The organism is Halomonas sp. BMC6 (assembly GCF_964204995.1).
GTDB lineage: Bacteria > Pseudomonadota > Gammaproteobacteria > Pseudomonadales > Halomonadaceae > Vreelandella.
The window spans coordinates 2,130,793-2,156,303 of record NZ_CAXNSH010000001.1 but is presented as its reverse complement, the minus strand read 5'-3'; the positions used below and the strand labels follow the sequence as shown (position 1 = coordinate 2,156,303).

Here is a 25,511-nt window from a genome sequence, read left to right as displayed (position 1 = left end):
TTTTGCCACGAAAACGACATACACCTAACGGCGGCTAGCTCTACATTCGAACGTCAGCCTGGGCACCTGCCCTGCCACCACTTTTAAACGTTAGCTGACACAGCTATCCGTTCATGCTGTTCGTTTCAGACCTGTCTTACGGGGGCCTCAATGCTCAATGCTAAAAAAATGCGTGACCCTGCCACCTGGCAAACCGACCTTGATACGCTGATGCAGCGTGTCAGCGAACACTATATCGTCGATGAAGATGCCTATGTAGGCGAGCTGATCAAGCTGCTCAACGCCGACCAAGACGATTTCGCGCGCATTGAGGCCAACACGGCAGCGCTGGTGCGCGACGTTCGCAACATGGACACCGCCGTCGACACCATCGACGAGCTGCTTCAGCAGTACAGCCTGGATACCCACGAAGGGCTGATGCTGATGTGTCTTGCCGAGGCGATGCTGCGTATTCCGGACAAAGCCACCGCCGATGCGCTGATCGAAGACAAACTGGGGCCAGCCGATTGGCAGTCCCACGTGGGCAAGAGCGAGTCCTGGATGGTCAACGCCTCGACCTGGGGCCTGCTGATGACCGGACGGGTATTGAAGCTCGATCACCCAAAAGAGGGCCAGCCCGCCCACTTCATCAATCGCATGGTGAACCGCATGGGCGAGCCGGTCATTCGCCGGGCGATGACCGAAGCCATGAAAATCATGGGCAAGCAGTTCGTCCTGGGTCGCGACATCAATGAAGCGCTAAAGCGTTCCAAGCCGCTGTTCAATAAAGGCTACACCTACTCCTACGATATGCTAGGCGAAGCCGCACGCACCCGTGCCGATGCCAAGCGCTACTTTGACGATTACGCACGCGCCATCGAGCAGGTCGGTAAAGCGTGTAAGTCCCTTGGCGACAAAACGCCCGCCCCGTCGGTCTCCATCAAACTCTCTGCCCTGCACCCGCGCTATGAGTTTGGCCGCCGCGAGCAGGTGTTGGCCGAGCTGGTAGATACCGTCATCCAACTGGTCAGCAAAGCGCGCGAGCTGGATGTCGCGGTCACCATCGACGCCGAGGAAGTCGATCGTCTGGAGCTTTCACTGGAAGTGTTCCGGGCGATTTATCAAAGCGACGCCGTCAAAGGTTGGGGCCACTTTGGTCTGGTCGTTCAGGCGTACTCCAAGCGTGCGCTGCCGGTGCTGCACTACATCAACCGCTTGGCCGACGAGCAAGGCGATGAAATTCCGCTGCGGTTGGTCAAAGGCGCGTACTGGGACAGCGAGATCAAAGAGTCACAGCAGCTGGGCATCGACGGGTACCCGGTTTACACCCGCAAGGCGTGTACCGATGTGGCCTACCTAGCCTGCGCACAGTTCCTGCTGTCGGACGATACCCGTGGCCGCATCTTCCCTCAGTTTGCGACCCACAACGCCCACACCGTCACGACCATTCTGGAGCTGGCGAACCACGACAGCCGCCCGTTCGAATTCCAGCGCCTGCACGGTATGGGCGAAGCGCTTTACGATGCGGCCCTCGAGCGTGCTCCCAAAGGCACCTACTGCCGTATTTACGCACCGGTTGGCGCCCATAAAGACCTGCTGCCCTACTTGGTACGTCGCCTGCTGGAAAACGGCGCTAACTCGTCTTTCGTTCACCAGATCGTCGACCCGGACGTGCCGGTGGAGTCGCTCTGCCAGCACCCCATCGACACCCTGCGCCAGCAGAAGACGTTCTACAACAAGCGTATTCCGCTGCCGAAAGACATTTATGGGCCGAAGCGTCGCAACTCCCGTGGGGTCAACCTCAACATCCGTAGCCATTACTACCCGCTGATGGAAAAAATGAGCGGGTTCATGGACAAGCAGTACCCCACCAAGCCGCTACTGGCCTTTGATGTGGCAGACGACAGCGCTAACACGCATAGCGTGACCTCGCCTTTTGATCGCCGCCAAACCGTTGGCAGCGTGCAGTGGACCAGCAAAGAGCAGGCGGCCAAAGCCCTCGATGCGGCTTGGGAAGCCTTCCCACGCTGGGACGCAACGCCCGTTGCCGAACGCGCTGCGATTGTGCGTCGGCTGGGCGACCTGATGGAAGAGCACATGGCGGAGCTGATGACACTCTGCTCCCGGGAGGGCGGCAAGCTGCTCACCGATGGCGTCGATGAAATCAAGGAAGCGGTCGATTTCTGCCGCTACTACGCCATGCGTGCCGAGGAGTCGTTTGGCGAGCCCATCGAGCTACCTGGTCCCACCGGCGAATCCAACCGGTTGACCATGGGCGGTAAAGGCGTTTTTGCTGCCATCAGCCCCTGGAACTTCCCGGTGGCGATTTTCTGCGGGCAAATCGTTGCCGCGGCCGTGGCGGGCAACACCGTGCTAGCGAAACCCGCTGAGCAGACGTCTATTGTCGCTCACCGCGTCATCGAACTGCTTTACGAAGCGGGTATGCCCCGTGACGTGGTGCAGCTGTTGCCGGGGGATGGCCCGACCGTAGGCAGCGTATTGACCTCTGACCCACGCATTACCGGCGTGGTCTTCACCGGCGGTACCGACACGGCGCAAATCATCAACCGCGCGCTGGCCGCCCGCGAAAACGCGCCGCTCCCCACGCTGATCGCTGAAACCGGCGGCATGAACGCGATGATCGTTGACTCCACCGCCCTGCCCGAGCAGGTCGTCGTGGATGTCATTCAATCAGCGTTCCAGAGTGCTGGCCAGCGCTGCTCGGCCCTTCGGGTGCTCTACCTTCAGGAAGACGTTGCTGACCGCGTCATTGAAATACTAAAGGGTGCAATGAGCGAACTGCGCATTGGCGACCCCCGCGACCTGGGTACCGATGTCGGCCCCGTCATCGATGAAGACGCGCGCAACGGCTTGATGGCGCACATCGAAAAGCTCAAAAGCGAAAACCGCTTGGTCGCTGAAACGCCGATGACCGCGGAGCATACCCAACACGGCACTTTCGTACCGCCAGTGGCCTTTACCATCGACAGCATCGACGCCCTGACGCGCGAGCAGTTTGGCCCGGTGCTGCATATCGTGCGCTTCAAAGCACGCGAGCTTGATAAGGTCATCAATGACATCAACGGCCGGGGGTATGGCCTGACGTTTGGGGTGCATAGCCGTAACGAATCCTTTGCCGCTGAAATAGCGCAGAAAATTCGAGTAGGCAATGTGTATATCAACCGTAATATCATCGGGGCTGTTGTTGGCGTTCAGCCGTTCGGTGGCCAAGGGCTGTCCGGCACCGGCCCGAAAGCGGGCGGTCCGCACTACCTGCAGCGCTTCGTGACCGAGAAAACGATTACTAACAACACCGCCGCCCTAGGTGGCAACGCGTCGCTTCTGGCGCTGGGGGATGAGTGAACGGCTCATCAATATAACTAACCTGAACTCCTGAAAAGGAACCGTCTCATGGTTGACAATAATAGAGCAATGGCCCTGGCACGGGCGGCCTGTCTAAGCCGCCCACCGGGCACGGGGAACTTTGCACACACGCGTACCCATCAACTCTCTCATGCTTCGTCGCGCAAAGGCGCGACGGCTGGTAGTGACATCACGACTCAGGGTTAACAACAACAAGGCTGTGTCATGGCCGTGACGATTCGGCCAACGCAGCCCCTGTCGATGCTCGCCGTGTACAAAAGGGTCAGCACCCGCCGATGCTTTTGTACGTAGCGTAGCGTCGTCCTCACACATTGGAGAAGTTTCATGGCTACAGGTGTATGGATTAGCTTATTCGGTTACTTCGCGCTGATGATCGCCATTGGCGTTTATGCAATGCGCAAGGCCACGTCTTCCTCTGAAGACTACATGCTGGGGGGGCGTACCCTCAGTCCACAGGTAGCGGCCCTCTCAGCGGGCGCGTCGGACATGAGCGGCTGGCTGCTGCTGGGGCTACCCGGTGCCATGTTCGTTTCTGGCCTGGGCTCTGCCTGGATCGGCATCGGCCTTCTGGTGGGTGCGTTCTTCAACTGGCTGCTGGTAGCGCCGCGCCTGCGTGAACAAACCATTCACTACGGCAATGCCATTACCATCCCGGCCTTTTTGGCCAACCGCTTCCCGACCCGCGCGCTGTCGCTACGCACGGTATCGGCCGTCGTCATCGTGATCTTCTTTGCCGTCTACACCGCGTCAGGCCTCGTCGCGGGTGGCAAACTGTTCGAAAGCGCTTTCACCGGCGTTTACAACTTCGGTGACATGAGCAACTACGCCATGGGCGTGATCATCACCCTGGGCGTGGTACTGATCTACACCGTCGTAGGCGGCTTCCTCGCCGTGAGCATGACGGACTTCGTTCAGGGCTGCATCATGATGCTGGCGCTGATCATCATGCCTGCCGTCGTACTGTTCGGTGAAGGCGGCGGCGGCTTCTCGCAGGCGTCTCAGACGCTCAATGAAGTCGATCCCACGCTGCTGTCATGGTCAGAAGGTCTCACGTTCATTGGTTGGCTCTCAGCGGTCACCTGGGGCTTAGGCTACTTTGGTCAGCCGCACATCATCGTGCGCTTCATGGCGATCCGTTCGCAGAAAGACGTACCGACGGCCCGTAACATCGGTATGGCGTGGATGCTCATCTCGCTGATTGGTGCCGTGTCTCTGGGTATCTTTGGTCGCGCTTATGCCATTCGCAACGGCTTGGACGTTCAGGATCCGGAAACCATCTTCATCGTGCTGGCCAACCTGCTGTTCCACCCGCTGATCACTGGCTTCCTCTATGCCGCGCTGCTGGCGGCCATCATGAGCACCATTTCCAGTCAGCTGCTGGTGTCCTCTTCCTCGTTGACCGAAGACTTCTACCGCCTGTTCCTGCATAAGAAAGCCTCGGAGCAGCAGTGCGTCGCCGTGGGCCGTATCTGCGTCGTGCTGGTGGGTATCGTCGCCGCGATCATTGCTTCGGACGAAAACTCTCAGGTACTGGGTTTGGTGAGTAACGCCTGGGCAGGCTTCGGTGCGGCTTTCGGCCCGCTGATCATCCTGTCGCTGATGTGGTCACGCACCAACGGTGCGGGCGCCGTTGCCGGTATGATCGTAGGTGCGGTCACCGTCATGCTGTGGATTGCCCTGGGCTGGAACGGCTCCTTCATGGGAGGACCGGGCATCTATGAAATCATTCCTGGCTTCATCGCCTCGTTCATCGCCATTCTGGTGGTGAGCAGCGTGACGGCGGATGCTGGCGAATACAAGCACATCGACCGTCAAGACGCGTAATACGTCGGTTTGATGCAGCAGGCTCAGCGGGGAAACCCGCTGAGCTTTTTTATGGGCAGCGTTCTCACGCCAGCACTCCCTACGAACTCCCCAACTCCCTCCCCCTTTGCCCCAGGTCAATAACGCCCTCGAACTGGCTCGATACACTGGCTCCAGGGTTAACGCAACCCACCATCCTCACACGATCGTCCAGGAGCCACGCTATGCGCCTTTTATCACTGCCTACTCTATTCACCGCCGGACTTGCCGCCGCTACCTTAGCCGCCAGTTCCCAGGCGTTCGCCTATGGGGCGGGCGATATTTTCACCCGCGTGGGGGTCGCCAAGGTGGCGCCCAAGAGCGACAACGGCTCGCTGGCCGGTGGGGCTTTCGCGGTCGATGTTCAAGACAAAACCGGCCCTGCGTTTACACTAGGCTACCGCTTCCACGATAAAGTAGGTGTCGAGTTACTGGCCGCGCTTCCCTTCGAGCACGACATTGCCCTCAACGGCCACCATCTCGCCTCCACCAAACACCTGCCGCCCACCTTGACCCTACAATATTATCCGTTAGGCGGTAGCGAGTCGCCGGTGCAACCCTACGTCGGCGCGGGCATCAACTACACGCGTTTTTCCGATGAGCGCCTAGCCATTGGCGAACTCGAGCTCGACGACGCCTGGGGCGCCGCCGCTCAAGTGGGGGTCGACCTACTGATCGACGAACACTGGGCACTGAACGCTGCGGCGTGGTACCTGGACATCGACACCGACGCCAAAATCAATGGGGCTGCTGCAGGCACCGTGGCCATCGATCCCATGGTCGTCATGGCGGGATTGAGCTACCGCTTCTGAGTCCACGCAGTCGCGGCAAAAAAATGCCCAGGGCGTTCGCCCTGGGCATTGTCGTTGACGGCACGTCGCTCTTAGTTCTCGGTGACGATTTGGTCGACCCGCTCCACCGCCTTGACGACCAGCACCTGATCGCTGGCACGCGCTTTCTCCTGCATCATGTAAGCCGCCACCGCCGGAGCGACATCGCACTTGGCAGGCATGGCAGCTTTGGCATCGATTAACGCGTTCAAACGCGCAATGAACACATAGCGCACCCACTGAGGCAGCGACATGGTATCGATACAGAAAGGCTGCTGGCTGGCAAATGCCGACGCATCGGGCGTGGGGGTGCGCCACAAATTCGCGGCCTTCATGGCGGCTTCAAGCTCAAGAAGCGCGGTTTGAAGCTGTTGATGGACGCTCATAAACACCTTGGGGTTGGTCAATGTTGACGCCCATTATCCCAACTCTGTGGGTAAGTTGCCACTCGCGAGCCTCTCTCTAAGGCGTTATTCACAGATTCACAGAAAACCTGCAAGAGGCTGTGGATAAACTATGGAAAGGTGTCGCCACCGCTACTCTCACGCGGCTTACGCAAAGTTGTTCAATTTTTAACCACTTAGACAATAAAGCACGGATTAATCAACGGTTGCGGCTGACAGTGGCAAACCAGCAAGGTAGAGTGCAGGCTTGAAAAGCGGAAGGATGTCATGCAGCCAATTCACACCCTTGATGAGTTTTTTACGCGCAGCGGTGCGGAGGTATCGCTTTACCATATGGGGCGCCGGGTCACGGCGTGTCCACGAGACGTATTGCGCGCTTTCGAGAACGCCGAATACGCATGGCCCGAGCCTTGGCAGGGTCAGGCACGGCTCGCCATTGTCTTCCGTTTGGGGGCCATGGAAGAGCCTGCCATTTGGTTCTTGGCACTGCCGCTGGATGAGCAAGGCATGCTCTCGCCTGCCCAGCGTGACGGGTTTATCAATCGTCTGTTGGAAACCCTAGGACGCAACGCCGCCGCGACCGACCTGGACGCAGCCGACACCGCCGATGTCGATCACCTGATGAAAGATAATCCACTGGCGTTTACGCCGGACATTACCTTTCAGGCCATGCTCAATGCCCGGGCCACCCATGCGAGCGGCTTACCGGCCAGCCAGCACCTTGAGCCAGTAGAGGCGTATTTGAGCGGTCAACAGTCGATCGATTGGCAAGCCTTGGGGCTACAAGGCATTGCCGATTACGTCGTTCGCTTGGATACCGCGACGGCAGACGCGCTCGCCGGTCGCATTCCCGATCTGCCGACAAGCGTCATCCACTCCCTCTGCTACTGCTTAGAGCACCACGCCCTACCGGACGCCCTGGTCGATGCCCTACGTTTGCGAGGTGAACACGCCGCCAGTGACGGTGACCTAGAGACGCTGTGCGCCTGCGTGCGCGCAGTAGGCAGCTCGTCTGCGTCAACGGCAGGCACGTGGTACACCCAGCTGCTAAACGACTCGGCCGCGTGCGGCCCCGACTTGATGGCCGCCATGGCCGGGCGCGGGTGGCCGCTGCTGGAAGACGCCGAACGCCTCCCTCTCTTCCTGCAACGTCTGGCGGAAGACGAGCGCAGCCACTTTGCGGCTGCGGTACGGGACATTGCGTTGATTCCTCGGCTACGCTTACCCGTTATGCTAACCCTGCGTGACGCGCCCACGGGGTCCGCCATTCAAACGCGTTTATCGGCCATGCAGCCTTCCCCAAAAGGCTAGCAGGAAGCGTCATCACTATGTCTTGTTTCTCTTATATCGTCAGGAGTGCGCTGTGAAGGAATTACCCTATCAGGCCAAAGCTGTCATCGGCCGCCGCGAAATGGTGACGTTACCTGAATTAGGGCTTCACCTTTGCTGCAAAGCCGATACCGGCGCGCGAACATCGGCGCTGCACGCCGAAGAGATCGAAACCCATGAAGATGCCGACGGGCAGCTATGGGTAAGTTTTCTGACCCACAGCGGTGGGCCCGAGACGCCTGCCCACCGCTACCGGTTACATTTGCACGACCGTCGCCGCGTTACCAGCTCGAACGGCCATAGCGAGTGGCGTTATGTCATTCGAACTCCCATGCAACTGGGCGAACTGAATTTTCCGGTTGAACTAACACTGACCGACCGTAGCAATATGCGCCACGCGATGCTGCTAGGCAGACGGGCCATGCGCCGCCTCCTAGTTGCCCCCGGCGCGGCTTTTTTGCACGGCGAGCCTTAAACACATTTCAACAATCCCTTTTTTGGCCCGGAGCCCTGCATGCACATTGCCCTACTTTCCCGTAACCGCAACCTTTACTCTACCCGCCGACTGGTAGAAGCCGCCGAGCAGCGCGGCCATACCGCTCGCGTGGTCGATACCTTGCGTTGTTACATGAGCATCGCCTCACACCACCCCTCCATTCATTACAAAGGCGCAGAAATCGAGCCGTTCGATGCGGTCATCCCCCGCATTGGCGCATCGGTGACCTTTTACGGCTGCGCGGTGCTGCGCCAGTTCGAAATGATGGGCACCTACGTCATCAACGACTCGGTGGCGATTACTCGCTCACGCGACAAGCTGCGTTCGCTCCAACTGCTCTCTCGCAAGGGGCTGGGTCTGCCAATCACCGGCTTCGCCCACTCCCCGGACGACATTCCCGACCTGATCACCATGGTGAAAGGCGCCCCGCTGGTCATCAAACTCCTAGAGGGCACTCAGGGAATCGGCGTGGTCCTGGCAGAAACCAACCAAGCGGCAGAGTCCGTGATTCAGGCCTTCATGGGCATGAAAGCCAACATCATGGTGCAGGAGTACATCAAAGAAGCTCGCGGTGCGGACATTCGCTGCTTTGTGATTGGCGATAAGGTCGTGGCCTCGATGAAGCGTCAGGCAGCGGACGGCGAATTCCGCTCCAACCTGCACCGCGGTGGCACCGCCAGCGTGATTCGCATTACGCCGGAAGAGCGCTCTACCGCCATTCGTGCGGCCAAGGCCATGGGGCTTCGCGTGGCGGGGGTAGACTTGCTGCGCTCGAACCACGGCCCGGTGATCATGGAGGTCAACTCATCGCCGGGACTGCAGGGCATCGAGAGTGCAACCGGTAAGGACATTGCGGGCATGATTATCGAGCACATCGAAAAGAACGCCGTTCCTGCGCGCAAGGCGCCGCCCAAGCCTAAAGGCTAACGGGCAAATGCAAAAATAATCCCTATTAGGGGTGGCAAATCAACGCTGCCACCCCCACAATCTGCGTCACCGAAGGAGGTAGACGCTCATGTTTCTCGACAATCGCCAAGTGGCGATGGACAGCGTTCTGGAAGCGCTGGCCGATAGCATTGATTATTTCCAGGACAATATCGAACGCCTGCGCCCCTCCCTGCGCGATGCACTGAAGCCGCACTATACCGAGCGACTCAAGCAGATGCGCAAGCTGCAGGAACTCGCCCGTGCGCACTTGAAAATGCTGCCTCGGGATGCCGATGTCGAGCGGGATGACTTTCTATGGCTGTGGAGCCGTTTGAAGAGTTTCGTGGGCAACGATAGTCAAGTACTGATCAATGAGCTGTTGGAACAAGAGCGTGTGCTCATGCAGGCCCTCTCGACACTATTCACGCACCCTCTGCCCGACCCCATCGAGCCCGTCGTGGATGAGTGCATGCAAGGGTGTCGCAAACTCATCCGTGAGCTCTACAGCCTGCAAAAACGCAAGACCCGCCGTTGATCGGCGGCTCTTTGAGGGTGTCGACCTTGGCATACTCAAAACCTGTGATGCCCTACTGCGTCTCCCTACCGGATTCTAAGCGGTCTTGTAACAGCCATACGCCGTCTAGTTCTAACACTTCCGACGCCTCTCGGGCATCTTTGCTACGGCGAAGCTCGATGGGTTCGGCGGGACCAAGAAAGTACGGCTCTCTTCCCCAGAGATAGAGATCACCCACGGTCGCAATACGCGCCACCCACTCCCGCGCCCTCAATCGCCACTCATCGGCGGCTGGTTGCTCTTCCGCTATGCAGCCCGTCACGTCCATTCCCAGTGCTCGACCAATGAACAGCGCGCGCGGCAAGTGCCAACTTTGAGTGACCAGCAGTGCCTCTTGTAGCTGAAACACATCCCGCGCGCGCACCAGGGTGTCGTAGGTACTGAAGCCCGCGAAATCCATCGTCAGCTGGTCGGCGGCCACGCCACGGCGGTATAAGTCTCGCCACATGGCGCGCGGCTCGTTGTACGCTTGAGTGCGGTTATCTCCCGATAGCAACAAGTGCTGCACGCGCTGATCGGCCACCAGCCGGGCAGAGGTGCGCATTCGGGCATGGAAGTGCGGATTTCTGAGCCCGCTGCGGGTCCAGTGGGACGTGCCAAAGACGATGGCCACATCGGTAGGTCGGCACTGCTCCAAATGGCCATCAATGTAGCGGGAAGTGCTAGCCAGCACCCATAAATTACCCGCTATAAACAGCAATGTCGCCAGCAGCAACAAGGCTCCTAGCGACATTAGCAAACGCTTCATCCAACGTAATAACAGGCTGTGCATCCAGCTCCCCAACAGGGGTTAGAACATGCCGAGCTCTAGCTTGGCTTCGTCGCTCATCATGTCACGGCTCCAGGGCGGACTGAAGACGATTTCGGTATGCACCTTGTTGATTTGCGGTGCCCCCAAAATTTTATTGCGCGCATCGGCGGCAATCACGTCTCCCATCCCACAACCTGGCGCGGTCAGCGTCATACGGATAGTGACCATCCGTTCACCGCTAATCAAGCGTTCGATACGGCAGCCGTACACCAACCCCAAATCAACGATGTTGACCGGAATCTCCGGATCGAAGCAGGTGCGCAGTTGGTCCCATACGAACTGCTCGATCTCTTCATCGCTGGCACTCTCAGGAAGCGTCGGCCGGGGGAGCGGTTCTAGACCCAGCGCGTCCAAGTGCCGCCCCTCGATCAAGTACAAACGCCCTTGAAATCCGACACTCACCGAGCTGCCCTTGGCTTGCATCACACTGACGACGCTATCTTCCGCCAGCGTTTCCGTTTTTCCAAACGGAATGGCAATGGCGTCCACATCACGCTGCAGCGGTAGTTGTTGGCCTCGTTCGAGGCTAGCCACTTGCTCGATATCCATAGCAGTCCTTAACGTACCATCCCAATTACGCGGTTAAGCGCCGCCACGAAGGTATCCACTTCATCGAGCGTATTATACGCAGCAAACGATGCGCGACAGGTGGCCTCGACACCAAAATGGTGAAGCAGCGGCTGAGCGCAGTGGTGCCCGGTGCGAATCGCGACGCCCAACTGATCGATGAGCAGACCAATGTCTTGGGCATGTGCCCCCTCGACCACAAAGGAGAGCACGCCCGCTTTGTGTGGCGCGGTTCCCAGAATACGCAGCCCGTCGATTTGACTGACGGCCTGAGTGGCATGATTCAGCAACACGGCCTCCCAGGCGCCAATCGCATCGACACCGATGCCTTCCATCCACTCCAAAGCGCGGCCCAGGGCCACGACCTCGGCAATGGCGGGGGTGCCCGCTTCGAACTTGTGGGGAATGCCCGCAAAGGTAGTGCCAACGTCGAAGGAGACGGTTTTAATCATCTCACCACCGCCCTGCCATGGCGGCATGGCCTCCAACAGCGCCTGCTTGCCGTAGAGCACGCCAACACCCGTAGGACCGTATACTTTATGGCCCGAGAAGGCGTAGAAATCGGCATCGATCTCCTGCACATCGACCTGCTGATGCGGTGTGGCCTGCGCGCCATCGACCAGGATCAGTGCGCCCTGCTGATGCGCCAATGCCGCCATCTCTTTCACGGGGTTGATCGTGCCCAGCGCGTTGGAGACGTGGTTGACGGCCACCAGCTTGGTACGCTCATTCAACAGTTCACGGTATGCCTGCATATCGAGCGCACCGTGGTCATCGACCGGAATCACCTTGATGGTGAACCCACGCTCGGCTGCCAGCAGCTGCCAAGGCACGATGTTGGAGTGGTGCTCCAGCATCGAAATCAACACCTCGTCGCCCGCCTTGAGCTCACTGCGCCCCCAGCTTTGAACGACGAGGTTGATCGCCTCGGTAGTACCCCGCGTGAAGATGATTTGACGGGCATCTTCGGCATTGAGAAACGCTTTGACACGATGGCGCGTGGCTTCGAAAGCCGCTGTCGCTTCATCGGCCAGCGTGTGCAGCCCACGGTGAATATTGGCGTTATAGCGCGAGTAGTAGTCGCTAAATACCTCGATCACCTGCTGGGGCGTTTGGCTGGTGGCCGCATTATCCAAATAGACCAGCGGCTTACCGTGCACTTGACGATTTAAAATCGGAAAGTCGCCACGCAGCGCCTCAACGTCGTACGCCGCAGTGCTGCCCGCCATGGGCTTCTCAATCACGCTATGGGGCATCGATGACTCCTTGATTAATCGTTGAGCGCAGCCGCCGCTTCGACCAGTCCGGCCAAGTTGAAACGCTCCGGCAACTTGCCCGCCACCGCTAGCTCGACGCGCTCGGCAATGGCATCCAACGTCACTTGCTCTAGCACTTCCCCAGCGAACGCCAGCGTCAGCAGGCCACGGGCGGTGGCTTCGTCGATACCGCGGGTACGCAGTGCGTAGATCGCGTCCTCGTCCAACTGACCGGTGGTGGTGCCGTGCGAACACTTCACATCGTCGGCGTAGATTTCGAGCTCGGGTTTTGCGTCGATTTGCGCGCGATCCGATAACAGCAGGTTCTGGTTGCTCTGGAATCCTTCGATCTTCTGGCTGTCACGCTTCACGTAGACCTTACCATTGAAGACACCGTGAGCGCGGTCATCCAGAATGCCTTTGTAGTTCTCGTTCGAGAACGTCAGCGGGGCGTTGTGGTTGACCTTGGTGTGGTTATCCACGTGCTGACGCCCCTGGCCAAAGAACAGCCCATAGAAGTTCGTTTCAGCGCCCTGCCCGTTCAAATCGCTAATCAGGTCGTTACGTACCAGCGCGCCGCCCAGATTCAGGTTGTACGAGGTGTAACGGCTATCACGATTTTGCTCTACATGGATGCTCGCCACGTGCAGATCGCCAAGCGGCGCTTCCTGCAGCTTGTAGTGGTTCAAAATCGCCCCACGATCCAGCATCAACTCAGCCACCACGTTGGTGAAGTTGGCTGCGTCCGCCTCGCCTACGTAGTGCTCGATCAACGTGGCTTCGCTACGCCCAGCCGCTTCCACCAGAATGCGCGGGTGGCTCATCACCGGCGTGCCCGCGCGGGAAAGAAACTGCAGCAGAATGGGCTTTTCGACGACGGTACCCGGCGCGATGCGAACCACGGCACCCTCTTCCATGAACGCCGTGTTCAGCGCGGCAAAGGGCGAGAAGTCGACGCCGGTTAAACGGCCCAACGGACCACCAACGGCTTCATGGTTATCCGTCAGCGCCTTGGAGAGCGGCATGACCTGAACGCTGTCGGGAAGCGCATCGAGGTCCGACAGCGCTGCCGAGAACACACCGTCCACGAACGTCAACCGGTAAGCATCCAGGGGCAGCGTGATGGCAGCCGCCTGGGCCTGGGAGAACTCGGCGCTCTCTGCCAACGCAAAGTTGCCCTGGGCGATGGCACGGACATCGGTGTATTTCCACTCTTCATCACGGCGGGTCGGAAAGCCCATCGCTTCGAAGCGGGCCGCGCCCGCCTGACGGCGAGCGGCGATCCAGGTGGGCTCGCCAGCGCGCTGCTGACTGCGCGCCGCTAGCGTGTCCAGAAAGGTTTGGGTATCGCTCATGCCACGGACTCCTCAATGCCTTCGTAACCGTTGGCCTCTAGCTCTTTGGCAAGCTCGGCATCGCCGGTTTTGACGATGCGGCCGTCGACCAGTACGTGGACTTTGTCCGGTACGATGTAGTCCAGCAGGCGCTGATAGTGGGTGACCAGCAGAATGGCGCGCTCTTCGGCACGCAGGCTGTTCACGCCATCGGCGACGACTTTCATGGCGTCGATGTCGAGGCCAGAGTCGATTTCGTCCAGCATGGCCAGCTTCGGCTGCAGTACCAGCATCTGCAGAATTTCGTTGCGCTTTTTCTCACCGCCGGAGAAACCTTCGTTCACCGCACGCTGCAGGAAGCTGGCGTCCATTTTCATGAAGCCAAGCTTCTCTTTCACCAGCTTCATGAATTCGGGGGCAGGCATTTCACCTTCACCACGGGCAGCGCGCTGAGCGTTCAGCGCGGACTTCAGCAGGTATATGTTTTTCACGCCCGGAATTTCGACCGGGTATTGGAAACCCAGCAGCAGACCCGCTTGGGCGCGCTCTTCGATTTCCATTTCCAGCACGTCCTGACCTTCGAACGTGATGCTGCCTTGGGTTACTTCGTAGCCATCTTTACCAGCAATAACCGCTGACAACGTGGATTTACCCGCGCCGTTGGGGCCCATGATGGCATGCACTTCACCGGCGTTGATGGTGAGTGTCAGGCCTTTCAGAATCTCTTTGCCTTCGACGGTGACGTGTAAATCATTAACTTGCAACATAGTGATCGCCTTTTGAATACATGCGGGTCGCGAGCGCGACGCCCTAAAAATGGTGTTGGGTGCCGGAGCGGTTAGCCCACCGCGCCTTCCAGGGTAACGTTCAGCAGCGCTTCCGCTTCTACCGCGAACTCCATCGGTAGCTCTTGGAAAACGTCTTTACAGAAGCCGTTCACGATCATGCTGACCGCGTCCTCTTCGGAGATACCGCGGCTCTGGCAGTAGAAGAGCTGATCTTCACCGATCTTGGAAGTCGTTGCTTCGTGCTCGATGGTCGCCGTGCTGTTACCGATCTCTTGGTACGGGAAGGTGTGCGCCCCGCACTTGTCACCGATCAGCAGCGAATCGCACTGGGTAAAGTTACGCGCCCCCTTGGCACGAGGCCCGATCTTGACGAGGCCACGGTAGGACTGGTCGCTCTTACCCGCCGAAATCCCCTTGGCCACGATGTAGGAACGCGTGCCCTCACCAATGTGAATCATCTTGGTGCCGGTATCCGCCTGCTGGCGGCCGTTCGTTACTGCAACAGAATAGAATTCACCGATGCTGTCTTTACCGCGCAGCACGCAAGAGGGGTATTTCCAAGTAATCGCAGAGCCGGTTTCTACCTGTGTCCAGCTGATGCGTGAACGCTCACCGCGGCAGTCGCCGCGTTTGGTCACGAAGTTGTAGATGCCGCCTTTACCCTCTTCGTCACCGGGATACCAGTTCTGAACGGTGGAGTATTTGATGTAGGCGTCATCCAGGGCGACCAGTTCGACCACGGCAGCGTGCAGCTGATTCTCGTCGCGCATTGGCGCGGTGCAGCCTTCCAGGTAGGAGACCTGGGCGCGGTCTTCACAGATGATCAACGTCCGCTCGAACTGGCCCGTGTTGGCCGCGTTGATACGGAAGTAGGTGGAGAGTTCCATCGGGCACTTCACGCCTTCCGGTACGAAGACGAACGAGCCATCGGTGAACACCGCAGAGTTCAGGGCAGCGAAGTAGTTATCCGCTACGGGCACGACGGTGCCGAGGTACTGCTTGATCAGATCCGGGTAGTCGCGAATCGCTTCGGAAATGGAGCAAAAAATCACGCCTGCTTCGGCCAGCTCTTTCTTGAAGGTCGTCGCGACAGAGACGGAGTCGAAAACCGCATCGACGGCCACACCTGCCAAGGCTGCACGTTCATGCAGCGGAATACCCAGCTTTTCGTAGGTTTCCAACAGTTTGGGGTCGACTTCGTCGAGACTCTGGGGACGATCCTCAGGGCGCTTGGGCGCACTGAAATAGGAGATCTCTTGGTAATCGATGGGCGGATAGTTCAGGTGTGCCCAGGACGGCTCTTCCATCTTCAACCACTGACGGTAAGCGTCCAGGCGCCACTCCAGCATCCACTCCGGCTCGCCTTTCTTCTTGGAGATGAAGGCGATGGTGTTTTCATCCAGGCCAGGTGGCAGTGTGTCGCTTTCAATATCGGTTACAAAACCATCTTTGTACTCGCGACGAACCAACTGTTCCATTTCTTCGCTTGCCATGGTGATACCCTCCGGGCAGTTGGGTGGCGAGGTTAGCTCGCCGTGAATAGGGTTAAATTGCCTAACGGTTTAAGCCGATGCCGCCGATAGGCTGATACTTTGAATCGGTAACTGTACGGGTAGCTTGATGGGCGCGGTGTCCGCTAAGTGAGCCAGCGTGACGCTCTCTAACAGCGTGCGAATAGCCAACGATACCCGCTGCCAGTTATCTGCTACGCCACAGGTGGCGACCAGTTCACAGCCGCCTTCCGCTTGGCTGCACTCGGTCATCGCGACAGGCCCCTCGATGGCGCTAATGATGTCGGCCGCCGTGATGTGCGACGCGGGGCGTGCCAGGCGGTACCCCCCTTGAACACCGCGCTGAGACTCTAACAGTCCAGCCTTCACCAGCATTTTTAAGGTTTTACTCACGGTGGGATGGGGCAGCTGTACCGCTTCTGCTAAGTCAGCCGCCGCATGCGACGCCTGGGGATGACGGGCAATTTGCGCCATCACCACAGCGGCATAGTCTGTCAGCCGAGAAAGCTTGAGCATAGTCACTCCGTTTGCCATCGCGTGGGGCCGAGCCGTTGGCCTACCCGTTAATTGGGTACCATTTTAGTCCTGTATAAATTTGATGTGAAGCCCTTCTGCAAAATCCTTATCAAATAGCGCGACTTCTTAGCACGTTCGCGGCTGATAACATCAAAAAAGCCAATCATTATCATTTAGGAAAGCTATGGCACACGACAAAAGAAAGCCTGCTCGCAAGCGGCAGGCTTTAAAAGAAGGAGTGACGTTTAAGCTTTCTTGACGAACACCGACTTCAGTTTCATTGGGCCGATACCCTCGACTTTGCAGTCGATGTCGTGATCGCCGTCCACCAATCGAATGTTCTTCACTTTGGTGCCTACTTTGACGACCAAGGAGCTGCCTTTGACTTTGAGGTCTTTGATCACGGTCACCGAGTCACCATCGGCGAGCAGGTTGCCGTTTGCATCACGAATGCCGCCATCCGAGACCACCTCGCTGTCGTTCGCCTCTTCCGACCATTCATGGCCACACTCGGGGCAGACATATTGCAGGCCATCATCGTAGGTAAACTCGGAGGCACAGGCAGGGCAGTTAGGCAGGTTACTCATCAAAGGCTCCATCGCAGCAGACAGTCAGGCAAACAATAGCAAGCGACGGAGCCTACACGGCTTGAGCGCAATGCTCCAGCCTGGTGCCGTATTAGCCGCGCTGGTAGGTACCAACCAGACGATTCATTCCCAGTAGATGGGGCTCCACGGCGGTGAGTAACTCAGGCAATGTCAGCCCCTCGGGCAGTGACGTCTGTTCGTCCAGCGCCAGCACCCAGAAATAGTAAAGGTGGCTGCCATGCCCCTCGGGAGGCATGGGCCCACCGTATCCTGGCTTGCCGAAATCGGTCATGCCAGACGTTCCCAACGCGGTATTTTCTTCCAGCGAGGTGGTCTCAGCAGGCAAGTTGTAAAGCACCCAGTGAACGAAACCGTAACCGCCCTCCTTCACCAATGGCGCATCCGGATCATGACAGATCACCGCATAGCCCTTGGTACCTTCCGGGGCGCCCTCCCACGACAGCGCTGGGGACACGTCTTCGGCCTCGCCGGTGTGCTTGGCAGGAATCGCTTGGTGATGTGCAAACGCCGAGCTGGTGACGCTCATTGAAGATAGTGCAAAAGCCATAATGCTCTCCTATGCGACGGGTGTGATAGCAAAACGTAATGTAGCGAAGAATTTAGCGTAACTCTAACTGCGTGGCGTAACTCTCCCACCACTGCCGTGCAATGCGCCGATTCTCCTCATTGGCACTAGGGTCGAGTACCGTCGGCAGTCGAACGGACTCCCCCCCTGTCTGAAAAGTCACGAGTGGGTCCTGGGTGGCTAACTGCAGCGCATACAGCACCAACATCAGTTCATAAGCGTCATCGGTATGAAGCCTAGCAAACAGCAGGGGCACGGCCGGCATGCCAATCTCACCCAAACGTTCCGCAGCAATGTACCAAGGCCTTGGGTTATCGGACCCGCCATACTGGCTGACGAATCGACGGTCCGCTAATCGGCTGACGTAATAGGCGGCGGCTTCTTCTGGGCTCACCTGTAGCGGCGGCGCCCAATCGTCGGCATGCGCCACGGAGGAAGGTGGCCCTTCTTGCGCGCTGGGCGCTGACGCCGTTTGATGGAGAGCGGTAGCCGTCGGGCGGTCGTCAACGGCAGTCGGGCGTGATTGCCCTGCACAGCCCGCCAGTAAGAGTGTCAATGTACAAAGAGTGGCGATCCCTATCGCTTTGGCCTGCTGACGCATGACGCAATTCCCTGGTTGATCGTTCAACGCTTGATACCTTATCCAAGATGCCGTGTAAGAGCGTTTGATGGGTGTACCCAAAGGCGACTAGGCTATGCCATGGAGTGCTTACAGTGTGGCACCTCTTGAACTCACCGCCAATTGCCTGAAGAACGTCGAATGAAACGCTTATTAATCGTCGCCCACTCCCCTTCCGTCAATACCCGTGCCTTGCGCGATGCCGTGCAGCGAGGGGCAGAACATGACGATATCGAATCCGTGACGTGCATCGTCAAAACGCCTTTCGAAGCAGGGCCAACGGACATCCTCCATTGCGATGGCATCGTCCTGGGAACGACCGAAAACCTAGGCACCATGAGTGGCGCGCTGAAAGATTTTTTCGACCGCAGCTACTACGGGGTACTGGACGAGAAGCAGGGCCTGCCCTGCGCGCTTTATATCCGTGCGGGACATGACGGCACGGGTACTCGTCGGGCGGTGGAGGGCATCGTCACAGGGCTACGTTGGCGCTGGGTTCAGGACCCGCTGATTTTTCGTGGCGAGTGGCAGGAGGCGTTTATCCGCCAAGCCGAGGAGTTGGGCATGACTCTCGCTGCCGGGTTGGATAACGGATTGTTTTAACGCCTTGAAACGAAAAACGGCACCGCTCAGGGTGCCGTTTTCATCACGGGGAAGAGCGCGTATTACTTCAAACGCTCGAACACCGTGGCAACCCCTTGCCCCATGCCAATACACATGGTGGCTAGGCCCAAGGTGGTATCGCGCTGCTGCATGACGTTCAGCAGCGTCGTACAAATGCGCGACCCGGAGCAGCCCAACGGGTGACCCAAGGCAATGGCACCGCCGTGCAGGTTCACTTTTTCGTCCATGGCGTCCAGGAAGCCTAGGTCCTTCAACACTGGCAGCCCCTGTGCGGCAAACGCCTCGTTCAGCTCGACGGTTTCAATGTCCGCCGCGGACAAACCAGCCGCTTTCAAGGCTTTCTTGGACGCGGGCACCGGGCCATAGCCCATGATGGAGGCATCGCAGCCCGCCACACCGGTCGAGAGCACTTTGGCAATCGGCTCCAGCCCCAGCGCCTGGGCGCGCTCGTAGCTCATGACGGCCATGGCAGACGCCCCCACGGAGAGCGCTGACGAGGTGCCCGCCGTTACGGTACCGTTGCGAGGATCAAAAACCGGTTTCAGGTTCGCCATGGATTCCAGGCTGGCATCGGCGCGAATCACTTCGTCGTTTTTTACCAGTACTTTGAAGCCGCGCTGGTCGTGGCCTTCAACGCCGATAATTTCGTTATCGAAGTAGCCTTTCTCCATCGCCGCTTGAGCGCGCTGATGGGAACGGACACCGAACTTGTCCTGGTCTTCGCGGGAAATGCCGTGCATTTTACCCAGCAGTTCCGCCGTGAGGCCCATCATCATGGCGGCTTTGGCTGCGTACTTGCTCGCCGCCGGGTTGACATCGACCCCGTGGGCCATGGGCACGTGCTCCATGTGCTCCACACCGCCAATCACGTAGAAGTCGCCCATGCCGGCTTTAATGTTCGCAGCGGCAATATGCAGCGCGGTCATCGAAGAACCGCATAGGCGGTTGACCGTTTGCGCGGGTACCGAGCGCGGAATGCCGGTCATGATCGCCGCGTTGCGGGCGATGTTCATGGACTGTTCCAGCGTCTGGTTAACGCAGCCCCAGATCACATCATCCACTTCCGACGGATCCAGGTTCGGATTTCGGGTAAACAGCGCCTGCATGACGGCAGCGGAGAGGTTTTCGGCACGCACGTTGCGGAAGGCGCCGTTTTTCGCTTTCGCCATGGCGGTACGAACACCGTCAACCACCACGATATCTCTCGGATTCAAACTCATCTTATTTCTCCTGTGGGTGGTGACTTAGGCCTGAGCGTTTGCCGTGGTGCCAGCGTAGAACTGCTCGTTGTTCTTGGCCATGGCGCGCAGCTTCTCGGTGGGCGCGTACAGCGGCCCCAGCTCTTCGGCCAAACGGTCGGCCAGCGCAACAAACTCGGCTACGCCCAGCGCGTCGATGTAGCGCAGCGCACCGCCACGGAAGGGAGGGAAGCCAATGCCGTAAATCAGCGCCATATCGGCTTCTGCTGGCGTATCGACAATGCCATCTTCCAGGCAGCGTACGGTCTCCAGGCACAGCGGCACCATCATGCGAGCGATGATGTCTTCATCCGAAAACTCTTTCTGCTCTTTCACCACTTCTTTTACTAACGCGTAAGCCTGCTCGTCGCTGACCTTCTTCGGCTTCCCCTTCTTATCTTCTTCGTAAGCGTAGAAGCCTTTGTCGTTCTTCTGGCCCAGGCGCTGGTTGTCGTACATCACTTGAATCGCCGTTTTGCCTTCACGTGCCATACGATCCGGGAAGCCTTCGGCCATCACGTCGTTGGCGTGCACGGCGGTATCCATGCCGACGACATCCAGCAGATAGGCCGGGCCCATGGGCCAGCCAAACTTCTCCATGACTTTATCCACGCGCTGGAAGTCGGCGCCCTGCTCGACCAGGAAGCTAAAGCCACCGAAGTAAGGGAACAGTACGCGGTTGACCAGAAACCCTGGGCAGTCATTCACCACGATGGGGGTTTTACCCATGGCGCGGGCGTAGGCGACGGTCGCTGCCACGGCGGCGTCCGAGGTTTTCTCACCACGGATGACCTCGACCAGCGGCATGCGATGAACCGGGTTGAAGAAGTGCATGCCGCAGAAATTTTCCGGGCGCTTCAGGTTTTTGGCCAGGCGGTTGATCGAAATGGTCGACGTATTGGAGGTCAGAATCGTGTTCTCACCTACCACGCCTTCCACTTCGGTCAACACGGCATCTTTGACGTTGGGGTTCTCGACCACGGCTTCCACGACCAAATCGACGTTACCGAAATCGCCGTAGGAGAGCGTCGGGCGGATGTTGGAAAGTTTCTCGGCCATCTGCTCGGTGGTCAGCTTTTTACGCTCTACCTGCTTGGCAAACAGCTTGCGTGCCTCTTTGAGGCCGAGCTCGATGGCGTCATCCTTGATGTCTTTCATTAGGATGGGCGTGCCTTTGCTGGCACTTTGGTAGGCGATACCGCCCCCCATGATGCCGGCACCCAACACGGCGGTCTGTTTGACCGGCTGGGCCTGCTTTTCGTACTTGCTGCCCTTCTTCTTAACGACCTGGTCGTTCAGGAACAGGCCGACCAGGTTAAAGGCAACGCTGCTTAGCGCCAGCTTGGCGAACGATTTGGCTTCGATCGCCTGAGCGCGGGCGCGGGTTTCACCGGCGCCTTTTTGGATCACTTTGATCGCTTCCACCGGGGCGGGATAGTGCGGGCCTGCTTTGCCAGCCACGTACCCTTTAGCGGTTTCAAACGCCATCATCTGCTCGATGGCATTGAGCTTGAGCGGTGATGTTTTCTCGTCGCGACGGGCGTGATAGTCCAACTCGCCTGCATTGGCGCGGTCGAGAATGTCCAGCGCCGCTTCTTCGAGCAGCTCATGAGCAACGGCCGCGTCTACTGCGCCTACTTTTAGCGCGGCGTCAGCGCGATTTTCGGTACCACCGGCAATCCACTCGACGGCATTATCGGCACCGATCAGACGCGGCAGGCGTACGCAACCACCCCAGCCCGGCAGGATACCCAGCTTGGTTTCCGGTAAGCCAATTTTGGCTTTCTCACTCATCACGCGGAAATCGGTGGTCAGCAGAACTTCGCAGCCACCGCCAAGCGCTAGGCCATTGATCGCCGTCACGGTGGGGAAAGGCAGGTCTTCGATGGCGTTGAAAATATCGTGAACCTTGAGGTTCATCTCTACCAAGTACTCTTCACCCTTATCGAACAGGCTATGGAATTCGGTAATGTCAGCACCGACGATGAAGGCGTCTTTGGCACTGCGAATCATCAACCCTTTCAAACCGTTTTCGGCTTGGAGGGCTTGGACGGCGTCGCCGAGTTCAGCCACGACGGCGCTGGATAGCTTGTTGACGGACTCATCTTTCAAATCGAAAGTGAGCATTGCGATGTCATTGCCACCCTGGGTGTCACGACGCTCCACCGTGATGGCGTTGCCTTGATAGATCATCCGCGCTCTCTCCACAAGTTCGGGCTGGCACGCCGTGGACGTGCCTGCCACGCATTTCATACGGTCGTTTGATTGCCTTAGCTTGGTTGAGTTACACCGGAACGTCAAGCCCTGACTTTTGGCTAATCCGCTCGCAGGAGCCGCTCGTTGACTCATGCACACATTTCTTGCGCTTTTTTCCCTCACACTGACGCATCGCATCGACTTTACCTGCGATCCCAACGATCATATACGTTTCATTGATGAGTTTTTAACGCTATGGGGACACTCTTAACGCCCGCCCGCATGGAAGCCTTGCAAGGGCGCGTCGAACGGATCGTCGAGCGGCTGAAACCTTGGAGCTGGCTCTGGCCGCCGTTGGCATTTGCGGCTGGGCTGGGCAGCTTTTTCCTCGTAGACCGTCAGCAGTGGCTGGGCGCGGCCCTGGCACTTGGGCTGCTGTTGGCTTGGTTGCTGCTGCTCTCTGAAAGCTTGATTGGCCGCTGGCTTTCCCATCGCGGCCACCCCACGTTGCCAAAAGGCGTGACGGCCTTCATTGCGCAAATGATTCACCAGGAGACGCTGTTTTTTACCCTGCCTTTCATTCTGGTGACCACCGTGTGGAACAGCGGCCAAGCGCTATTCGCGCTGTTGGTGATGGGTATGGCCGTGTGGTCGATCATCGACCCGCTCTACTACAAGCTCGCTGGGCGCTGGCGCAGTCTCTATTTCATGTTTCATGCCCAGTGCGTCTTCCTGGTGCTTCTGGTCATCTTGCCTATCATGGTGCATCTCACCACCGGCCAGAGCCTGCTGCTCGCCTTGGTGCTGACCGTCCTGGTGGCCCTTCCCAGTTTCTGGCATCTACTCAAAAAACGCTCGCCAGCTCGCTGGTTGGGATTTTTCGCGCTCACCGTGGCGCTGGCCTATGGGGCGTGGCTTGGCCGTGTGTGGGTGCCGCCCGCCAGTCTATGGATGACCAGCACGGCGCTCTCCCCCGCTTTTGATACGCAGCAGCGCACTCCCCAAGGCTCGCTGACACTGACGCCCGAAGCCATTCGCAACAATGGCCTGTATGTCTATACGGCCATTCGCGCCCCGCGAGGGCTGAGCGAAACGATTTACCATGCGTGGCATCATAATGGCGAAGCGATGGACACCGTGGCATTAGCGATCAACGGCGGTCGGGAACAGGGTTATCGTGCCTGGAGCCATAAGCAGAACTTTCCCGAAGACCCCTCGGGCGAGTGGCGCGTCGATATCATGACCGACGGCGGGCAGCGTTTGGGGCTGATTCGGTTTACCGTCTCGGAAGATGCCAACGCCGCCACCGTGGCCGATGGCACGATTCGACCAAGCGGTCTGAGCGCGTTGAATCTGCGTCGTTTCGTTCCGGGTAACGGCGCTTCCCCAGACGATGCCCAAGCGACCGAGTAACGGAACGCCTTGCATTCAGCGGCGCAGCTTATGACAATTCGCCCACTTACACTTTTTGGCAGTTAGTTACCTATGGCATCAACAATTGGTTTTCGTATTGCTCGCTTGCCCCACCTGTGGCGCTCGATTCTCGATCGCAGGCTTGCGCCACTGGGGCTGACCCAGACCCGCTGGGTGACGCTGTATCATCTTTGGAAGTTGGGCGAAGGCAACCCACAGTGCGATTTGGCTCGCGCGATTGGGGTGGAAGCCCCGTCCCTGGTGCGGACGTTGGGGCAGTTGGAGGAGCAAGGTTTAGTTGAGCGTCGCGCCTGCGATAACGACCGCCGCAGCAAACGCATCTACCTCACCCCGGCAGCGATGCCGCTGTTGGAGCAGATCGACAGTGTCGTGCTCGCCGCCCGCCAGGAGATGCTGGCAGGCTTGAGCGAAGACGACTTGGAACAGTTGGAAAAGTGGCTCGCGCTGATCGAATCCAACGGCCTCGCCATTCAGGCCAGAGACCAAGACGGGCCCTCCGCTTAACGCTCTACCCCTTCTCGCTTCCTTCTTCTTCCGTGCCACCTGTCTCCAGCGGCTTGACAGGTGGGCGGTCTGACAGGCCGCTCAATGCCTCTTTGAGCGGTTCGATATCCGACAAATAGCGGGTGAACCGTTCGGCGGTTTGTGATTCCCACCACCATAGCGTCAGCGAATGGGCGTTAGACTCTAGGACCAACGCGTCCTGAGGCAGGTGTTCGAGTAAGGTTTGCAAATGTTGACTGGCCACATCGGGCAACGGACGCAGCGGCGCGATGCGCCAGCGCCAGCCGGCGTGGTAAGGTTCTAATGCGTCGCTGGCGTTGGAATCCCTCACCAGCAAAAAATCTGGCCCGGGTGCTGACTGCGGGTAGTGCCAGCGATAGGCGGGCATGGTGCCTCGAAAGTGATGCAACGGCGGTTTGGCCATTTTTACCGTCACGCCCTGTTTTCCGGCACTTGAGCGCAGCGCCATTTGACGCTGCTGGCGCGGGCTGGGTTTTAGCCACATGACCGGCGCAATCACAAACATCAGAATAAAAACGATGATCAACCATTCCATTGCAACACCTACCCTCTTTTCGTCAAACTCATTTGGCAATGTATCGAAACCCTGATCTAGGTCGTTGTTAAGAGTCACCTCTACGCCTAAAGTGAAGGTATCGAACACAGCCTTTACGTGTGGCACATCACCAAGGAGATACGCCATGAGCTATCGCCATATCCTGGTCGCCGTTGACTTAACCAAGGACTCTCACAAAATTCTTGAGCGTGCGGTGGCGATTGCCGAGCGCAATAACGGCGCTAAAATCTCGATCATGCACACCCTGGAGCCTTTAGGTTTTGCCTACGGCGGCGACATTCCGATGGACCTTACCAGCATCCAGGACCAGCTCGATGACCACGCCAAGAAGCGTCTAGCCGAGATCGCCGCTCCCCACGTCGAAGCCGCAGATCAACACGTGGTCGTGGGTATGCCCGACACGGAGATCCACCGTTTCGCCGATGAGCACAACGTCGACTTGATCGTGGTCGGCTCCCATGGACGCCACGGCTTCGCCCTGCTGTTAGGCTCTACGTCGACAGGCGTTCTTCACGGAGCCCAGTGCGACGTGCTTGCCGTTCGGGTTGGCAAGAAAGGCGAAAAAAGCGACGAGTGAGACGCCCAACGCCAAAGGCCC

Annotated in this window: 25 protein-coding genes; 11 read left to right on the top strand and 14 right to left on the bottom strand. The window is 58.5% G+C overall.

The window, feature by feature from the left end; genetic code table 11:
* The first annotated feature begins 150 nt into the window (after positions 1–150).
* From putA to AB6K10_RS10360, 3 genes are all read left to right on the top strand, one after another.
* Positions 151–3,342: a bifunctional proline dehydrogenase/L-glutamate gamma-semialdehyde dehydrogenase PutA gene (gene putA, locus AB6K10_RS10370; RefSeq protein ID WP_159341790.1), complete on the top strand. Its 3,192-nt coding sequence runs from the start codon at positions 151–153 to the stop codon at positions 3,340–3,342.
* A 345-nt stretch (positions 3,343–3,687) separates the two neighbouring features.
* Positions 3,688–5,187 (top strand): sodium/proline symporter PutP, encoded by a 1,500-nt coding sequence (gene putP, locus AB6K10_RS10365; RefSeq protein WP_159341789.1) that lies wholly within the window; start codon positions 3,688–3,690, stop codon positions 5,185–5,187.
* A gap of 203 nt (positions 5,188–5,390) precedes the next feature.
* Positions 5,391–6,017, top strand: a complete 627-nt coding sequence (locus AB6K10_RS10360; protein WP_339118639.1) for an OmpW family outer membrane protein — start codon at positions 5,391–5,393, stop codon at positions 6,015–6,017.
* 71 nt (positions 6,018–6,088) lie between these two features.
* Here AB6K10_RS10360 and AB6K10_RS10355 read toward each other — a convergent pair whose 3' ends face one another.
* A complete protein-coding gene (locus AB6K10_RS10355) occupies positions 6,089–6,421 on the bottom strand; it encodes a YqcC family protein (protein WP_159341787.1) in 333 nt (110 codons plus the stop codon).
* 285 nt (positions 6,422–6,706) lie between these two features.
* On the opposite strand from AB6K10_RS10355, the gene AB6K10_RS10350 reads away from it, so the two are divergent.
* From AB6K10_RS10350 to AB6K10_RS10335, 4 genes are all read left to right on the top strand, one after another.
* The gene (locus AB6K10_RS10350) at positions 6,707–7,750 is read left to right on the top strand and encodes a DUF3549 family protein (RefSeq protein WP_339118638.1); all 1,044 of its coding nucleotides are present in this window, start codon (positions 6,707–6,709) and stop codon (positions 7,748–7,750) included.
* 52 nt (positions 7,751–7,802) lie between these two features.
* Positions 7,803–8,243 (top strand): RimK/LysX family protein, encoded by a 441-nt coding sequence (locus tag AB6K10_RS10345; RefSeq protein ID WP_153843938.1) that lies wholly within the window; start codon positions 7,803–7,805, stop codon positions 8,241–8,243.
* 39 nt (positions 8,244–8,282) lie between these two features.
* Positions 8,283–9,191 carry a 30S ribosomal protein S6--L-glutamate ligase gene (rimK, locus tag AB6K10_RS10340; RefSeq protein ID WP_044629759.1) on the top strand — a complete coding sequence of 303 codons (909 nt, stop codon included), beginning with the start codon at positions 8,283–8,285 and terminating at the stop codon, positions 9,189–9,191.
* Positions 9,192–9,279: 88 nt separating this feature from the next.
* A complete protein-coding gene (locus AB6K10_RS10335) occupies positions 9,280–9,726 on the top strand; it encodes a hypothetical protein (protein WP_159341785.1) in 447 nt (148 codons plus the stop codon).
* A 52-nt stretch (positions 9,727–9,778) separates the two neighbouring features.
* Here the strand turns inward: AB6K10_RS10335 and AB6K10_RS10330 are convergent, their stop codons facing one another.
* The 10 genes from AB6K10_RS10330 to AB6K10_RS10285 form a co-directional block, all read right to left on the bottom strand.
* Positions 9,779–10,537: a vancomycin high temperature exclusion protein gene (locus AB6K10_RS10330; RefSeq protein ID WP_159341784.1), complete on the bottom strand. Its 759-nt coding sequence runs from the start codon at positions 10,535–10,537 to the stop codon at positions 9,779–9,781.
* Between the two features lie 18 nt (positions 10,538–10,555).
* On the bottom strand, positions 10,556–11,125 hold the full coding sequence (gene sufT / locus AB6K10_RS10325) for a putative Fe-S cluster assembly protein SufT (protein WP_253018976.1): 570 nt from the start codon (positions 11,123–11,125) through the stop codon (positions 10,556–10,558).
* An 8-nt stretch (positions 11,126–11,133) separates the two neighbouring features.
* Positions 11,134–12,399 (bottom strand): cysteine desulfurase, encoded by a 1,266-nt coding sequence (locus tag AB6K10_RS10320; RefSeq protein WP_253018977.1) that lies wholly within the window; start codon positions 12,397–12,399, stop codon positions 11,134–11,136.
* 14 nt (positions 12,400–12,413) lie between these two features.
* Positions 12,414–13,754, bottom strand: coding sequence for a Fe-S cluster assembly protein SufD (gene sufD, locus AB6K10_RS10315; RefSeq protein WP_339118637.1), 1,341 nt, complete (start codon positions 13,752–13,754; stop codon positions 12,414–12,416).
* A complete protein-coding gene (gene sufC / locus AB6K10_RS10310) occupies positions 13,751–14,500 on the bottom strand; it encodes a Fe-S cluster assembly ATPase SufC (protein ID WP_139528441.1) in 750 nt (249 codons plus the stop codon). The genes sufD and sufC overlap by 4 nt, the downstream gene beginning before the upstream one ends.
* Before the next feature lie 71 nt (positions 14,501–14,571).
* Positions 14,572–16,014 carry a Fe-S cluster assembly protein SufB gene (sufB, locus tag AB6K10_RS10305; RefSeq protein ID WP_159341780.1) on the bottom strand — a complete coding sequence of 481 codons (1,443 nt, stop codon included), beginning with the start codon at positions 16,012–16,014 and terminating at the stop codon, positions 14,572–14,574.
* Between the two features lie 69 nt (positions 16,015–16,083).
* Complete coding sequence (locus tag AB6K10_RS10300) at positions 16,084–16,548, bottom strand: SUF system Fe-S cluster assembly regulator (RefSeq protein ID WP_339118636.1); 465 nt, start codon at positions 16,546–16,548, stop codon at positions 16,084–16,086.
* 245 nt (positions 16,549–16,793) lie between these two features.
* Positions 16,794–17,135, bottom strand: coding sequence for a zinc ribbon domain-containing protein YjdM (locus tag AB6K10_RS10295; protein WP_339118635.1), 342 nt, complete (start codon positions 17,133–17,135; stop codon positions 16,794–16,796).
* Between the two features lie 91 nt (positions 17,136–17,226).
* Entirely contained in the window at positions 17,227–17,703 is a 477-nt protein-coding gene (locus AB6K10_RS10290) for a YbhB/YbcL family Raf kinase inhibitor-like protein (RefSeq protein ID WP_159341777.1), read from the bottom strand.
* Positions 17,704–17,755: 52 nt separating this feature from the next.
* Positions 17,756–18,322 (bottom strand): hypothetical protein, encoded by a 567-nt coding sequence (locus AB6K10_RS10285; RefSeq protein ID WP_339118634.1) that lies wholly within the window; start codon positions 18,320–18,322, stop codon positions 17,756–17,758.
* A 159-nt stretch (positions 18,323–18,481) separates the two neighbouring features.
* Between AB6K10_RS10285 and AB6K10_RS10280 the strand changes: the two genes are divergently transcribed.
* Positions 18,482–18,943 carry a flavodoxin family protein gene (locus AB6K10_RS10280; RefSeq protein ID WP_253018982.1) on the top strand — a complete coding sequence of 154 codons (462 nt, stop codon included), beginning with the start codon at positions 18,482–18,484 and terminating at the stop codon, positions 18,941–18,943.
* Between the two features lie 62 nt (positions 18,944–19,005).
* Here AB6K10_RS10280 and fadA read toward each other — a convergent pair whose 3' ends face one another.
* The gene (gene fadA / locus AB6K10_RS10275) at positions 19,006–20,184 is read right to left on the bottom strand and encodes an acetyl-CoA C-acyltransferase FadA (RefSeq protein ID WP_159341774.1); all 1,179 of its coding nucleotides are present in this window, start codon (positions 20,182–20,184) and stop codon (positions 19,006–19,008) included.
* Positions 20,185–20,208: 24 nt separating this feature from the next.
* A complete protein-coding gene (fadB, locus tag AB6K10_RS10270) occupies positions 20,209–22,395 on the bottom strand; it encodes a fatty acid oxidation complex subunit alpha FadB (protein ID WP_339118633.1) in 2,187 nt (728 codons plus the stop codon).
* A 258-nt stretch (positions 22,396–22,653) separates the two neighbouring features.
* On the opposite strand from fadB, the gene AB6K10_RS10265 reads away from it, so the two are divergent.
* A complete protein-coding gene (locus AB6K10_RS10265) occupies positions 22,654–23,811 on the top strand; it encodes a DUF5924 family protein (RefSeq protein ID WP_305947915.1) in 1,158 nt (385 codons plus the stop codon).
* A 72-nt stretch (positions 23,812–23,883) separates the two neighbouring features.
* Complete coding sequence (gene slyA / locus AB6K10_RS10260; protein ID WP_159341771.1) at positions 23,884–24,336, top strand: transcriptional regulator SlyA; 453 nt, start codon at positions 23,884–23,886, stop codon at positions 24,334–24,336.
* Between the two features lie 4 nt (positions 24,337–24,340).
* Here slyA and AB6K10_RS10255 read toward each other — a convergent pair whose 3' ends face one another.
* On the bottom strand, positions 24,341–24,892 hold the full coding sequence (locus AB6K10_RS10255) for a preprotein translocase subunit YajC (RefSeq protein ID WP_253018985.1): 552 nt from the start codon (positions 24,890–24,892) through the stop codon (positions 24,341–24,343).
* Positions 24,893–25,037: 145 nt separating this feature from the next.
* Between AB6K10_RS10255 and AB6K10_RS10250 the strand changes: the two genes are divergently transcribed.
* Entirely contained in the window at positions 25,038–25,490 is a 453-nt protein-coding gene (locus AB6K10_RS10250; protein WP_159341769.1) for a universal stress protein, read from the top strand.
* The last annotated feature ends 21 nt before the right edge of the window (positions 25,491–25,511 follow it).

Bases quoted from the DNA above. Each gene is read 5' to 3' on its own strand.
- fadB (WP_339118633.1), bottom strand. From the start codon at position 22,395: ATGATCTATCAAGGCAACGCCATCACGGTGGAGCGTCGTGACACCCAG.
- AB6K10_RS10330 (WP_159341784.1), bottom strand. From the start codon at position 10,537: ATGCACAGCCTGTTATTACGTTGGATGAAGCGTTTGCTAATGTCGCTA.
- slyA (WP_159341771.1), top strand. From the start codon at position 23,884: ATGGCATCAACAATTGGTTTTCGTATTGCTCGCTTGCCCCACCTGTGG.
- putA (WP_159341790.1), top strand. From the start codon at position 151: ATGCTCAATGCTAAAAAAATGCGTGACCCTGCCACCTGGCAAACCGAC.
- AB6K10_RS10360 (WP_339118639.1), top strand. From the start codon at position 5,391: ATGCGCCTTTTATCACTGCCTACTCTATTCACCGCCGGACTTGCCGCC.
- fadA (WP_159341774.1), bottom strand. From the start codon at position 20,184: ATGAGTTTGAATCCGAGAGATATCGTGGTGGTTGACGGTGTTCGTACC.
- AB6K10_RS10295 (WP_339118635.1), bottom strand. From the start codon at position 17,135: ATGAGTAACCTGCCTAACTGCCCTGCCTGTGCCTCCGAGTTTACCTAC.
- sufC (WP_139528441.1), bottom strand. From the start codon at position 14,500: ATGTTGCAAGTTAATGATTTACACGTCACCGTCGAAGGCAAAGAGATT.
- AB6K10_RS10300 (WP_339118636.1), bottom strand. From the start codon at position 16,548: ATGCTCAAGCTTTCTCGGCTGACAGACTATGCCGCTGTGGTGATGGCG.
- sufT (WP_253018976.1), bottom strand. From the start codon at position 11,125: ATGGATATCGAGCAAGTGGCTAGCCTCGAACGAGGCCAACAACTACCG.
- putP (WP_159341789.1), top strand. From the start codon at position 3,688: ATGGCTACAGGTGTATGGATTAGCTTATTCGGTTACTTCGCGCTGATG.
- sufB (WP_159341780.1), bottom strand. From the start codon at position 16,014: ATGGCAAGCGAAGAAATGGAACAGTTGGTTCGTCGCGAGTACAAAGAT.
- rimK (WP_044629759.1), top strand. From the start codon at position 8,283: ATGCACATTGCCCTACTTTCCCGTAACCGCAACCTTTACTCTACCCGC.
- sufD (WP_339118637.1), bottom strand. From the start codon at position 13,754: ATGAGCGATACCCAAACCTTTCTGGACACGCTAGCGGCGCGCAGTCAG.
- AB6K10_RS10335 (WP_159341785.1), top strand. From the start codon at position 9,280: ATGTTTCTCGACAATCGCCAAGTGGCGATGGACAGCGTTCTGGAAGCG.
- AB6K10_RS10320 (WP_253018977.1), bottom strand. From the start codon at position 12,399: ATGCCCCATAGCGTGATTGAGAAGCCCATGGCGGGCAGCACTGCGGCG.
- AB6K10_RS10290 (WP_159341777.1), bottom strand. From the start codon at position 17,703: ATGGCTTTTGCACTATCTTCAATGAGCGTCACCAGCTCGGCGTTTGCA.
- AB6K10_RS10285 (WP_339118634.1), bottom strand. From the start codon at position 18,322: ATGCGTCAGCAGGCCAAAGCGATAGGGATCGCCACTCTTTGTACATTG.
- AB6K10_RS10265 (WP_305947915.1), top strand. From the start codon at position 22,654: ATGGGGACACTCTTAACGCCCGCCCGCATGGAAGCCTTGCAAGGGCGC.
- AB6K10_RS10280 (WP_253018982.1), top strand. From the start codon at position 18,482: ATGAAACGCTTATTAATCGTCGCCCACTCCCCTTCCGTCAATACCCGT.
- AB6K10_RS10255 (WP_253018985.1), bottom strand. From the start codon at position 24,892: ATGGAATGGTTGATCATCGTTTTTATTCTGATGTTTGTGATTGCGCCG.
- AB6K10_RS10250 (WP_159341769.1), top strand. From the start codon at position 25,038: ATGAGCTATCGCCATATCCTGGTCGCCGTTGACTTAACCAAGGACTCT.
- AB6K10_RS10355 (WP_159341787.1), bottom strand. From the start codon at position 6,421: ATGAGCGTCCATCAACAGCTTCAAACCGCGCTTCTTGAGCTTGAAGCC.
- AB6K10_RS10350 (WP_339118638.1), top strand. From the start codon at position 6,707: ATGCAGCCAATTCACACCCTTGATGAGTTTTTTACGCGCAGCGGTGCG.